Here is a 12,629-nt window from a genome sequence, read left to right as displayed (position 1 = left end):
GAGACTGATGTTAAAAGAGAATTTTAACGATTTAATTTCCTTTCTTATGGTTGCCAGGGAGCGAAGCTTCACCAAAGCGGCGGCAAAACTGGGGGTTTCACAATCGGCCTTAAGTCATTCCATTCGTGGGTTGGAAGAACGACTTGAGCTTCGCTTATTGACCCGCACGACCCGCAGCGTTGCCCCGACAGAAGCGGGCGAAAGACTGGCAAATAGTCTGGGACCACGTTTTGCAGAAATTGAGAGTGAACTGGATGCCTTAAGCGAAATGCGCGAGCGGCCTGCGGGGAATATTCGCGTTACTGCTGGCGAGCATGCCGTGGACTCGACCCTCTGGCCGGTACTGAAATCATTTCTCGCCGATTACCCGGACATTAATGTGGAAATCACGGTCGATAACACCTTAACTGACATTGTCAGCGGGCGGTTTGATGCCGGCATCCGCCTTGGAGAACAGGTAGCAAAAGATATGATTGCGGTACGGATTGGGCCGGATATGAGTATGGCTGTCGTTGGCTCACCTTCATATTTGGCTAAATATGGCATACCCACCACTCCGGCAGATCTGCAAAATCATCGTTGCATCAATATGCGCCTGCCGACAATGGGGGGCCTTTATGCGTGGGAATTCGAAAAAGAAGGGCATGAATTAAGAGTTCGTGTTGATGGGCAACTGACCTTTAACAGTTTGCGACAACGCATTGATGCCGCCGTCATGGGTTTTGGTCTGGCATTCGTACCAGAGGATGCGGTAAAAGCTGAGATTGCCAGTGGCAGCTTAGTCAGGGTACTGAAAGAGTGGTGCGAGCCTTTTCCCGGTTATTACCTTTACTACCCGAGCCGCCGGCAACATACCACCGCATTTTCGTTGTTCGTGGATGCCTTACGCTATAAGCGTTAAGACCAAACAAAAACCCCGCCGAAGCGGGGTCTTGTGGAGTGAGTGGCGTTGACCGGTAAGCCGCTTTCTTTTATGAAAAGCGTCGTGGACAGTCATTCCTCGCAAACCATATCGCACAAAACAAAAACCCCGCCGAAGCGGGGTCTTGTGGAATGAGTGGAGTTGACCGGTAAGCCGCTTTCTTTTATGAAAAGCGTCGTGGACAGTCATTCCTCGCAAACCATATCGCACAAAACAAAAACCCCGCCGAAGCGGGGTCTTGTGGAATGAGTGGAGTTGACCGGTAAGCCGGGTTCTGTCGTGGACAGTCATTCCTCTAGGCCAGCAATCGCTCACTGGCTCAAGCAGCCTACCCGGGTTCAGTACGGGCCGTACCATGTGAACCCCTATTTGGCCTTGCTCCGGGTGGAGTTTACCCTGCCACGAACTGTTACCAGCCGTGCGGTGCGCTCTTACCGCACCCTTTCACCCTTACCTGATCCCACTTACGCGGGCCATCGGCGGTTTGCTCTCTGTTGCACTTGTCGTAGGCTTGCGCCTCCCAGGCGTTACCTGGCACCCTGCCCTATGGAGCCCGGACTTTCCTCCCCTTCACCTGTCTCCCCCGAAAGGGACGGCAGCGAAGCGGCGACTGTCTGGTCAACTCCGCGGCGGATTATAATCACATTACTGTTGAATGTCATCTTCCGCTTGCTCTTGAGCACCATCTTGCAGCTCAAGTGCGTACTTATAGAGCGCATTCTTTTTCACGCCATGAATCTCTGCCGCCAACGCTGCGGCTTTTTTCAGCGGCAACTCTTTTTGCAATAATGCCAGAGTACGTAACGCAACGGCCGGTAAAGCATCATCGGCTTGTACTTTATGTCCTTCGACAATCAAGACCATTTCGCCTTTGCGGCGGTTTTCATCTTCCTGAACCCAAGCCAACAACTCGCCAACCGGTGCGCCGTGGATAGACTCCCAAGTTTTGGTTAATTCTCTGGCGAGTACCACATAGCGTTGTGGGCCAAGTACGGTTACCATGTCCTGTAAACTTTCCAACAAGCGATGCGTTGATTCGTAGAAGATCAGTGTTCGAGGTTCCTCAATCAGCGCTTGCAGAGTATCCTTACGTCCTTTGGTTTTCGCAGGCAGGAAGCCTTCGTAGCAAAAACGATCCGAGGCAATACCGGCGGCAGAAAGTGCTGTAATCGCCGCACAAGCGCCCGGGAGTGGCACCACCCTGATGCCCGCTTCACGACAACGGCGCACTAAGTGGTAGCCCGGATCGTTGATAAGTGGCGTACCTGCATCTGAAACCAGTGCAATACTCTGGCCTGCTTGCAGTTTCGCCAGCAAATGATCGGCTTTTTGTTGTTCGTTATGGTCATGAAGTGCAAACAGGCGGGCGTTGATCGCAAAATGCTGTAATAACAACCCTGTATGGCGTGTATCTTCTGCCGCAATCAAATCAACGCCTTTCAGTACCTCTAACGCCCGGTGGGTAATATCCCCTAAATTACCGATTGGGGTGGGTACCACATAAAGCGTAGATGCAGAAATCACTGCTCGATCGTGTTGATTCATTGTTTCATCCGAATTACCGATTTAATATTGAGCATCTTGAAAAAAACATCACTGGATACAGTATGCTTTCCTCAACATTCGTTCGTTCCAAAGCAGGGCTTGTCCCTGTAGTTCTGGCCGCACTGATTCTGGCAGCCTGTTCAGGCAGAGCGCCACAGACGCCGCCACCCGCAAATATACAGGACGAAGCAAGCGCGAACTCTGATTATTATCTGCAACAGTTGCAACAGAGTGGTGATGATAACAAGGCTGACTGGCAATTACTCGCCATTCGTGCCCTGTTACGTGAAGGGAAAACGCCTCAGGCGGCAGAACAGCTCGGTACACTACCGGCTAATCTGAGCGATACGCAACGTCAGGAACAGCAATTACTGACCGCAGAACTGCTGATTGCGCAGAAAAATAACCCTGCTGCTGCTGATATTCTTGGTAAGTTGGATGCGACCCAACTCTCGGCTAACCAGCAAGTTCGTTTCTATCAGGCGCAAATTGCCGCCAATCAAGGTAAAGCCACTCTGCCACTGATTCGTGCGTTTATCGCTCAGGAACCGTTACTGAAAGATAAAGCCCATCAGGACAATATTGATGGCACCTGGCAATCGCTGGCACAACTGACACCACAAGAATTGAACAATATTGTGATTAATGCAGATGAAAACGTGCTGCAAGGTTGGCTGGATTTACTGCGTGTGTATCAGGATAACAAACAAGATCCCGAGCTACTGAAAGCCGCTATTAAAGACTGGCAGAACCGTTATCCTCAAAACCCGGCAGCGAAAACCCTGCCAACGGGATTAACGCAGATCAGTAACTTCAGCCAGGCCTCGACGGCGAAAATTGCACTGTTGCTGCCACTCAGTGGCCCGGCACAGGTATTTGCCGATGCTATCCAGCAAGGTTTCACTGCCGCTCAAAATGGGTTACCGGTAGCCGCACCTGCTGCTGCGCCCCCCGATACAGCAGCAACCACGCCAACTGATACCGCCGCTGCAACACCTGCTGAGGTAGCACCGATTACCACACCGGCGCCGGTAGCTGCTCCTGTTGCCGCCAACAATGCACAGGTAAAGGTCTACGACACAACAACGCAGCCTATTGCGGCATTACTGGCACAAGCCCAGCAGGATGGCGCGACTTTGGTTGTCGGCCCACTGCTTAAACCTGAAGTTGAACAACTGAAGGCCACAACAAGTACATTGAATATTTTGGCATTAAATCAGCCGGAAGCCAGTACTAACAGTCCCAACATCTGTTACTTCGCCTTATCGCCAGAAGATGAAGCCCGCGATGCCGCGCATCATTTATGGGGACAGGAGAAAAGAATGCCATTGTTGCTGACCCCGCGCGGTACTTTTGGCGATCGTATCGCCAAAGCCTTCGCTGAAGAGTGGCAGAAGCAGGGTGGGCAAACAGTATTGCAGCAAAACTTCGGTTCAACTGCTGAACTGAAACAAGCTATCAACAGTGGTGCGGGTATCCGGCTAACTGGCCAGCCAGTTGCCGTTTCAGGCACGCCTGCTGCGGCACCGGCATCTGTCACCATTGCAGGCCTGACAATCCCGGCACCACCAGTAGATGCGCCCGTCGTTTCCACTTCCGCTGGTGGTAACATTGATGCAGTTTATATCATTGCGACTCCGGCTGAACTGACACTGATTAAACCAATGATTGATATGGCCACCAGCTCGCGTAGCAAACCGGCGCTATTTGCCAGTTCACGTAGCTATCAGGCCGGTGCTGGCCCGGATTACCGTTTGGAGATGGAAGGCATTCAGTTTAGTGATATTCCATTGATGGCCGGTGCTAATCCAGCACTAATGCAGCAGGCGTCGGCTAAATATGCCAACGACTATTCGCTGGTGCGTCTGTACGCCATGGGGATCGATGCGTGGACATTATCGAATCATTTTGCGCAAATGCGCCAAATTCCTGGTTTCCAGGTCAGCGGTACAACCGGTGATTTAACGGCATCAGCCGATTGTGTTATTACCCGTAAGCTGCCTTGGTTGCAATACCGTCAAGGTATGGTAGTACCGGCGGCGTAAAGTGATTCGGGTGACAAATCTGTCTGGAACAGATTTGAACGCTGCTTGCAGCGGCCTCGCAGAGGCGAGGCCCATGGACGGGCTGAGTAACGAATGTAGCTAACACCCCTGCAACTTCAATTATAAAGAGTATTCCCAAAGTCATTGGAGTTGCAGGTAGGCAGCAAATGAGCGAGTCCCGATGAACTTACTCAGGTAAGTGATTCGGGTGACAAATCTGTCTGGAACAGATTTGAACGCTGCTTGCAGCGGCCTCGCAGAGGCGAGGCCCATGGACGGGCTGAGTAACGAATGTAGCTAACAACCCTGCAACTTCAAGGAAGAAGGGAATATGAGCCAACGGAACACTGGCACACATTACGAAAATCAGGCCCGCAGCTATCTGGAGCGGGTTGGTTTAATTTTTCAGGCGGCTAATGTCACCTACCAATGTGGTGAGATTGACCTTATTATGCGCGACGGGGAAACTTGGGTGTTTGTTGAGGTTCGCTTTAGGCGTAATGCCCTATTTGGTGGCGCTGCTGCCAGCGTCACTCACAGCAAACAACAGCGGTTACTCCGGGCTGCCACCATTTGGCTGGCACAGCGAGGCGCCAGTTTTGCCACAACATCGTGCCGTTTTGATGTTTTTGCCATCACGGGTAGCCAAGTAGAGTGGCTGCCTAATGCTTTCAATACGGATTAACAATTTTTCCGGTTTACTACCGGGCTATGCCCTAAGACGTTGGAGTCGCTGGTTGCCGGCAAGAGAATGACAAATTGGTTGTAAACCATTTTTAACGTCACTTGCATTGCTCCACTGGCTGAGTCGAGTAACGAACGTAGCCAACACCCCTGCGGCTTCAAGTACCAAGGGCATATTAATTTTACTGAGTGGATTAAATCAACGTGCTGGATAGAATCAAAGGCTGCTTTACAGAAAGTATTCAAACCCAGATTGCCGCGGCTGAGGCTTTGCCTGATGCCATATCCCGTGCAGCAATGACGTTGGTTCAGTCACTGCTCAACGGCAATAAAATTCTCTGCTGCGGCAATGGGACTTCAGCGGCTAACGCGCAGCACTTTGCCGCCAGCATGATAAACCGTTTTGAAACAGAACGACCAAGTCTGCCTGCAATTGCGTTAAATGCTGATAATGTTGTTCTGACCGCTATTGCCAACGACCGTTTACATGATGAGGTCTATGCCAAGCAGGTACGAGCACTCGGCCATGCTGGTGATGTTTTGCTCGCTATTTCCACTCGTGGCAATAGCCGTGATATTGTGAAAGCGGTCGAAGCAGCTGTAACCCGTGATATGACCATCGTTGCCCTTACCGGTTACGATGGCGGTGAGCTGGCTGGCCTGTTGGGTCAGCAGGATGTTGAAATCCGTATACCTTCGCACCGCAGTGCACGCGTTCAAGAATTGCACATGCTCACAGTGAATTGCTTGTGTGACTTAATTGATAACACTCTATTTCCTCATCAGGACGATTAAAGGAGCACGAATGAAGGTTGGTTATATTTTTGCCATGCTATTCAGCGCCCTGCTATTGCAAGGCTGTGTCGGTGCCGTGGTTGTCGGCAGCGCAGCCGTTGCGACTAAATCTGCCACAGACCCACGCTCTGTCGGCACTCAGGTAGACGATGGCACACTTGAGGCCAGAGTCGTCAATGCGCTGAGCAAAGATCAGCAGATAAAAAGCCAAACACGCTTTGTGGTGACCGCTTATCAAGGGAAAGTTTTGCTGACCGGGCAGTCGCCAACCGCAGAGCTGTCTAACCGCGCCAAACAAATTGCCGCAGGTGTCGATGGCGCAACGGAAGTGTATAACGAGATGCGCTTAGGCAAGCCGGTTGATCTGACTACCGCCTCAATGGATACCTGGATCACCACCAAAGTTCGTTCACAGTTACTGACCGCAGATTCAGTTAAATCTTCAAATGTGAAAGTCACCACCGAGAACGGAGAAGTGTTCTTGTTGGGTCTGGTGACTCAGCAGGAAGGGCAATCAGCGGCACAGATTGCCAGCCAGGTTAGTGGCGTTAAGCACGTCACCACTGCGTTTACTATTGTAAAATAATCAATTAGTTAGAAAGAGCAATCCTATTATGGGCCGGGAGAAATCCAGGCCCATTTTTAGCTATCCAAAACATCAAGCCATTAATCTAAATCATTCGCCTGTATGAAGTCTTTCCCACCCAACTGCCGCATCTGGCGTAAAATCCACTGCTGGCGGGAAATAACATAACCTGATGGCGCATTAACCTTAAAACGCAGTGGATTAGGCAGGACCGCTGCCAGCAAGGCGGCTTCTGAAGCACTCAATTTACTGGCGGGTTTATTAAAGAAATGGCGTGCAGCGGCTTCCACACCAAAAATGCCCTCACCAAACTCGGCAATATTGAGATACACCGTCAGAATACGGCGCTTGGTCCATATCAGTTCGATACCGGCGGTCAATCCCACTTCCAACCCTTTTCGCACCCAGCTACGCCCGTCCCAAAGAAACAGATTTTTCGCTGTTTGCTGTGACAAAGTCGAGGCACCTCGGATACGATTTTGATTGCGCTGATTATGGGAGAGTGCCGATTCGATAGCACCCACATCAAATCCCCAATGCTCGGGGAATTTTTGATCCTCAGCCGCCATCACTGCTAGCGCCATGTAAGGCGAAATTTCATCCATCGGCACCCAGTCAGAGTGCGCTACATAGGAAAAATCACCGGTCAACCAGGCGCCCAGTTGCCTTTCGATCATCACCATGGAAAAAGGGACCGGCAAAAAAGCGAAAATCAAAATGCCCGCCAACCACAGTGTGACGATGCCGATCACGCCCCGTTTTCCCCAATACCATAGCTGGTTTAATCTGCGTCTGGCTAACGTCATTCGGTTAAATCCAGTACCTTAGTTACCAACTTATCAATCCCTTTAGCCGCTTCAGAAATTGATGTTGCCAACATATAGGCAGGTGTGGTGACCACTTTATTCTCAGCATCGACCACCACGTCATCGGCAGGGCAAATAACATGCTCTCCACCCATAACTTCAATTGCATCAATAGTATCGGGATCGTTACCAATTGTCAGACGGATCGGTTTACCCAACAGTTTTGGCAACATCACTGGCGCAATACACATAAAACCAATTGGTTTACCTGACTTATGCATTGATTGAATAAGTTTATATAAATCTGGGTCAATAACACATTCAGAACCTTGAGTTGCAAAATCGCAGAGGTTCTTTGCGGCACCAAAACCACCGGGTACAATCAAGGCATCCAATTGCTCTGAATTGGCTAAAGAAAGAGGCTTAATCTGGCCGCGAGTAATGCGCGCCGACTCCACTAACACATTCCGTTTCTCGACCATTTCTTCGCCGGTAACATGATTAATAACATGCAGTTGTGGTTTATCGGGGGCGAAGAACAAAACACTTGCGCCCGCACGATCTAATGCCAGGATTGTTAAGACAGACTCATGTATCTCAGCACCGTCAAATACCCCACATCCACTAAGCACTACACCGACCGTTTTCATCACACCTCTCCTTTTCTTACTCTGTCAATCGCTTAACCCGTTCTAGTGACAAAGACGAATCTCTATCACAAATTTTAATGAATCTTGTAACAAGAGCGCTTACATTTGCTATGTTGTTGCTTGTATGATGTATGGAAGAATCCTTACAACCTGCGAATCCACTCGAAATCGAAATAATATACCCTAAGTATTTCGAATTACTGGAAGGCGGTAACTGAGCGAATCCCCAGCGGCTTACATAAGTAAGTGACTGGGGTGAATGAAATCAGCCAACGCACATGTAACTTGAAGTATGACGAGTATCGCAGGTTGACGATTTCCCTGGTGTTGGCGCAGTATTCGCGCACCCCGGCCTCGGTCGGGGTTATTTTTTTTCAGCTTCCGCCGCCCACTCACGTAACACCTGCACATCATTGCGCCATTCTAATTTTAATTCATCGACCCAATCTTGCACGTTATCCCACCATGCTGGCAGTGTCGGGGTTTGGATCTGCTGTGCAAGCTGCTGGATATGACGCAAACCGACAGAACCGGCAGCACCTTTAATCTTATGCGCCTCTTCGGTAATGCCCTTTTGGTCCCGTGCCGTCATGTTTGAGTCCAACACCGACAAATAGCTGGGCATCATCTGTTCAAACATTTCCAGGCTTTGATGAATTAATTGTGGGCCAACCAAATCGATGTATTGCTCCAGCATTGCAGTATCAAGTAACGATTCATGGGTTTGCATCACTTTATGCTCCTGTTTTTTCGCCGAGGTTGAGGGCTTATGATCCCAAAATTGCTTAATCATCGCCGTGAGCGCAGGAACTGACAACGGCTTGCTCAGCACGTCATCCATCCCAGCATCTAAATACTCTTTTTTGTCTTTAAGTACGTTGGCGGTCAATGCCACCAGTGGCGGTAATGACTCTGCCACATATTCCGCCCGAATTTGGCGCGCAATGTCCAACCCGCTCATATCCGGCAACTGGATATCCAACAGCACTAAATCAAAATCATCAGGTTTAAACATCGCCAGTGCATCATGGCCATTCATTGCCACCTCAACGCTGTTGCCTAATTTCTCCAATACCGAGCGCGCGACAATGACGTTCAGCTCGATATCTTCCACCAGCAATACATGCAACGCAGGCAGAGGTATGTCATCGCCTGATGGCACACTCGCGGCTTGCTGCACCGCAGGTGCTTTAATGGTCAAGGTAAAGCATGAACCGGCCCCTTGGGTACTTTTCACCGTAATATCGCCCCCCATGCTTTGTGCCAAGCGTTTAGATACCGCCAGACCAATGCCAGTACCGGTTGCCGGGCGGCCACCATTGCGATCTTTCACCTGATAATACATGGCGAAAATCTTATCCTGTTCATCTTCGGGGATGCCCATACCTGAATCTTCTACTTCAAAGATCAAACGGTCACTCCCCTCACGCCGTACCCGCACCACAATTTTACCTTGCTGAGTAAATTTCACGGCATTGCCGATTAAGTTCCACAGAATCTGGCGCAAGCGGGTGCCATCGGTAATCACTTTCTCCGGCAGCGGCAATTGCGGTTCCATAATGAACTTCAACCCTTTTGGCTGAACCAACAGGCCCGAAAGGTTCTCAAGATCTGCCATAAAACCTGTAAAATCAATTGGCTGATTATCAAGCTGGACTTTACGCCTTTCCAATTTATCCATCTCAATAATATCGTTGAAGATATTCCCAAGAGTAATAGCACTGACATGAATGGTTTTCAGATACTTTAGCTGTTCGCTGTCTAATTCGGTATCAAGCAGGATACGGCTTAGGCCAACAATGCCATTAAGCGGCGTACGCAGCTCGTGGCTGATTGTTGAGATGAAGGTAGTCTTATCCCTACTGGCGTTCTCCAGCGCATCCTGATAGCGCTTACGCTCGGTTATATCACGCCCAAACCCCATCAATCCGTGCCGTTTACCAACACGATCATAAAAGGGCACTTTACGCAGTTCAAAGCAGGCTTTGCGGCCATCGGGATAAACCAGCCACTGCTCATAGGTAAGAGAGACGTTATGGCGGAAGACTTTCTCGTCGGTTTCCATCACTTTTTCGGCGATATCCGGCGCATAGACATCTTTGGGCGTCAGCCCAACCAGCTGTTTCTCACTCTTGCCCGTCAACAGCTCCATCGCCCGGTTGCAGCCAGAGAACTCATTATCTTCATTGCGGTAATAAACCAGATCTGGCGACGCATCCAAAAAGGATCGCAATAACGCCGACTGCTGCCCCAGCTCAACCTGCGCCTGCTCACGGTGTCCCATCTCTTCTTTTAGTTTATCAACCACTTGTAGGTGCGCTTTTTCCGCTTTTTCACGCTCAACAATTTCCTGATTGAGTTGAGCAATATTTTCGGTCAGTTGTTTATTCAGCTCTAAATCGCGATAACGCATCACTTCAAGCTTTTCAACCAGACGCGATAAGCGCTGGCGCGACTCTTCCAATTGCTCAACCACTACCGACAAGAAATAGACTGCCCAAGGCGTAATCAACAAACCAAAGAAAATGGAACGTACCAGATCGAGGGTTTCAACAGAGCCACTCAGCACCAACGTCACCGCCATCTGCACCACCATGGCCAGTAACACCAGCACAGAGGCCAGTAGCAGTGAGAAGCGAACCAGTCCTAACTTAACCATTAAATCAACGTAGTACTGGGCTAATACCCTGATTTGCTTCATAGCAACCCCTGTCAGTGTTTCTGAATATGCCTTGGAATCTACACCCAAAGTCATTGGAGTTGCAGGTAGGCAGCCAGCAAGCGAATCCCAATGAGCTTTTTCATGTAGGGTCAACTACAAGTAAGTGATTCGGGTGAGCGAGCGCAGCTAACAACTCTGTAGCTTCAAGGACGAAGGGTATAAATCATACCGTAAAACCGCCAAGAGATAAGATGGCTTGCTTAGAAGTGTGGAAAAGATTGCAAATCACGGTGAGAGATTGGGAAATAAGCCGATTATCTACCAACCGGCAGCTCGCAAAGGCCAGGGCGTAGCGCGCGAAAGTAGTTTGGGTGCAGCTACCCGAGCGTACACCTGCCCTTATAAATACCAGTTACGTGAGGATGGCGAGCACAGCCTAAACCCCGAATACGCACGCGCAGTAGCCGCTCATAACCCCGAGGCCTGCCCGCCATGGGCCAGCATATAATTATTCAGCTCATTCATACCGGTCCAGCGATTCTCGCACCACAACGGGGCCAACAACGTGGGTCTGCGCGCACTGGCAGAGATCCGATGATAGACAATCTGCGCTGGAGTATGGCGGATCATTTCACCCGCAGTCACAACATATTGTTCCAACGCCAGTTCCGCCAACCGCCCTGCCCGCCATGCTTTTCCCATCGTGCTACCTTCCACGATATGGAGCGGATGCAGTTTTAACCCATCAACACCGGTTGCCACCACTTGTTCTAGCGTTGCCATATTCTGTGGCTTATCTTCGCCGGGTAAGCCGACAATCAAATGACAGCATACTTTCAGCCCACGGGCACGGGCGCGACGGGCTGTTTGCTGATAACAGGCGAAATCATGCCCACGGTTAATACGCTTGAGCGTTTTATCATTAGCGGTCTGTAGCCCCAACTCCAGCCAGACTTCATAACCTTGCTGGTGATAACCACTCAATAAATCCAATACCGCATCCGGGACACAATCGGGCCGGGTTCCCACACACAAACCGACAATGTCAGCTTCGGCTAAAGCCTGTTCATACATCACAGCTAAAGCATTAACCTCTGCATAAGTACTGGTATAGGCCTGGAAGTAGGCCAGATAACGTTTTGCCCGATTAGTTTTTTTTGCCTGCGCCGCTAGCTGCTGCGCAATACTCTGTTGCTGCATGTTCTCATCGGCAAATGAAGCCACCTGACAAAAGGTACAGCCCCCTCGACCGAGTGTTCCATCACGATTAGGGCAGCTAAACCCGCCGTGCAACGTGAGTTTATGCACTTTTTCACCGTAACGGCGCTGTAAATCCGCACCAAACATATTGACTAATTTCTGCAACTGCATAATCTTGGCACTGCCTGTCAAAAAAGAGCTTAAGGCTACCCGCTAGCGATGCAATTCGCGATGACAGAGATCAACTCCCACGCCCTTGGGTGCAACCTCGCATAACCATTCATTATAAATGCAAATAAAATCACTTGACCAATGATTAAATTTTCTTATTTCCACCAACCTGTTAGCGCTTCTATTACAATTCACTGAAAAATAGTTTTATAAACCAATAAATATTTAAAGAGCAGAGTTTAATTCTAACATCCCCGTCAGCACTAGCATGGTGCAGAGATTTGTCGATTGCACTATAGTGAGACAGCTCACAATTTCACGCCTATCTCATTGAGTATGAGATGGGTTAAAAGTACCAATAAATATATATTTTTCATTGTGATAACCCCATTTATTACCTTAAAGATATATCTTAAGCCTATATTTGACCTGAGTATTCTTTCTCGCTAAGTTGGAGGTCCGCTGGAAGCTTTCTAGACGGGCAAACGTCTAGTCATAATTATGCAGTAATTTAAGACTCCCTCTTAAAACAAGTCTTATACCACTTGTGAGAACCGTCACAA

At 49.5% G+C, this 12,629-nt stretch carries 10 protein-coding genes and 1 other RNA gene; 5 read left to right on the top strand and 6 right to left on the bottom strand.

The genetic code is table 11. From position 1 onward, the window contains the following. The first annotated feature begins 7 nt into the window (after nucleotides 1-7). Nucleotides 8-901 (top strand): LysR family transcriptional regulator, encoded by an 894-nt coding sequence (locus V1955_RS02220; RefSeq protein WP_442820464.1) that lies wholly within the window; start codon nucleotides 8-10, stop codon nucleotides 899-901. A gap of 268 nt (nucleotides 902-1,169) precedes the next feature. Here the strand turns inward: V1955_RS02220 and rnpB are convergent. Continuing rightward, nucleotides 1,170-1,548: RNase P RNA component class A (gene rnpB, locus V1955_RS02215), an RNA gene on the bottom strand. 19 nt (nucleotides 1,549-1,567) lie between these two features. Beyond that, a complete protein-coding gene (gene rsmI / locus V1955_RS02210; RefSeq protein WP_083162310.1) occupies nucleotides 1,568-2,467 on the bottom strand; it encodes a 16S rRNA (cytidine(1402)-2'-O)-methyltransferase in 900 nt (299 codons plus the stop codon). A gap of 62 nt (nucleotides 2,468-2,529) precedes the next feature. Between rsmI and V1955_RS02205 the strand changes: the two genes are divergently transcribed. From V1955_RS02205 to dolP, 4 genes are all read left to right on the top strand, one after another. After that, complete coding sequence (locus tag V1955_RS02205) at nucleotides 2,530-4,512, top strand: penicillin-binding protein activator (protein ID WP_083162308.1); 1,983 nt, start codon at nucleotides 2,530-2,532, stop codon at nucleotides 4,510-4,512. Between the two features lie 331 nt (nucleotides 4,513-4,843). Further along, the gene (locus V1955_RS02200) at nucleotides 4,844-5,197 is read left to right on the top strand and encodes a YraN family protein (protein WP_083162306.1); all 354 of its coding nucleotides are present in this window, start codon (nucleotides 4,844-4,846) and stop codon (nucleotides 5,195-5,197) included. A 203-nt stretch (nucleotides 5,198-5,400) separates the two neighbouring features. Further along, nucleotides 5,401-5,991 (top strand): DnaA initiator-associating protein DiaA, encoded by a 591-nt coding sequence (gene diaA, locus V1955_RS02195; RefSeq protein ID WP_004710884.1) that lies wholly within the window; start codon nucleotides 5,401-5,403, stop codon nucleotides 5,989-5,991. A gap of 10 nt (nucleotides 5,992-6,001) precedes the next feature. Then, nucleotides 6,002-6,577: a division/outer membrane stress-associated lipid-binding lipoprotein gene (gene dolP, locus V1955_RS02190; protein ID WP_005166550.1), complete on the top strand. Its 576-nt coding sequence runs from the start codon at nucleotides 6,002-6,004 to the stop codon at nucleotides 6,575-6,577. Nucleotides 6,578-6,657: 80 nt separating this feature from the next. Here the strand turns inward: dolP and mtgA are convergent, their stop codons facing one another. From mtgA to V1955_RS02170, 4 genes are all read right to left on the bottom strand, one after another. Then, nucleotides 6,658-7,383 carry a monofunctional biosynthetic peptidoglycan transglycosylase gene (mtgA, locus tag V1955_RS02185; RefSeq protein WP_083162304.1) on the bottom strand — a complete coding sequence of 242 codons (726 nt, stop codon included), beginning with the start codon at nucleotides 7,381-7,383 and terminating at the stop codon, nucleotides 6,658-6,660. Next, a complete protein-coding gene (elbB, locus tag V1955_RS02180) occupies nucleotides 7,380-8,033 on the bottom strand; it encodes an isoprenoid biosynthesis glyoxalase ElbB (protein ID WP_083162302.1) in 654 nt (217 codons plus the stop codon). Before elbB ends, mtgA begins: the two co-directional genes overlap by 4 nt. Before the next feature lie 364 nt (nucleotides 8,034-8,397). Beyond that, nucleotides 8,398-10,734 carry an aerobic respiration two-component sensor histidine kinase ArcB gene (gene arcB / locus V1955_RS02175; protein WP_083162300.1) on the bottom strand — a complete coding sequence of 779 codons (2,337 nt, stop codon included), beginning with the start codon at nucleotides 10,732-10,734 and terminating at the stop codon, nucleotides 8,398-8,400. A 429-nt stretch (nucleotides 10,735-11,163) separates the two neighbouring features. Beyond that, on the bottom strand, nucleotides 11,164-12,066 hold the full coding sequence (locus V1955_RS02170) for a TIGR01212 family radical SAM protein (protein ID WP_372569694.1): 903 nt from the start codon (nucleotides 12,064-12,066) through the stop codon (nucleotides 11,164-11,166). Between the last annotated feature and the right edge of the window lie 563 nt (nucleotides 12,067-12,629).

The sequence above is a fragment of the Yersinia sp. 2545 StPb PI genome, assembly GCF_052217125.1.
Lineage (GTDB): Bacteria > Pseudomonadota > Gammaproteobacteria > Enterobacterales > Enterobacteriaceae > Yersinia > Yersinia enterocolitica_E.
This window is presented reverse-complemented; position numbering and strand designations above follow the sequence as displayed.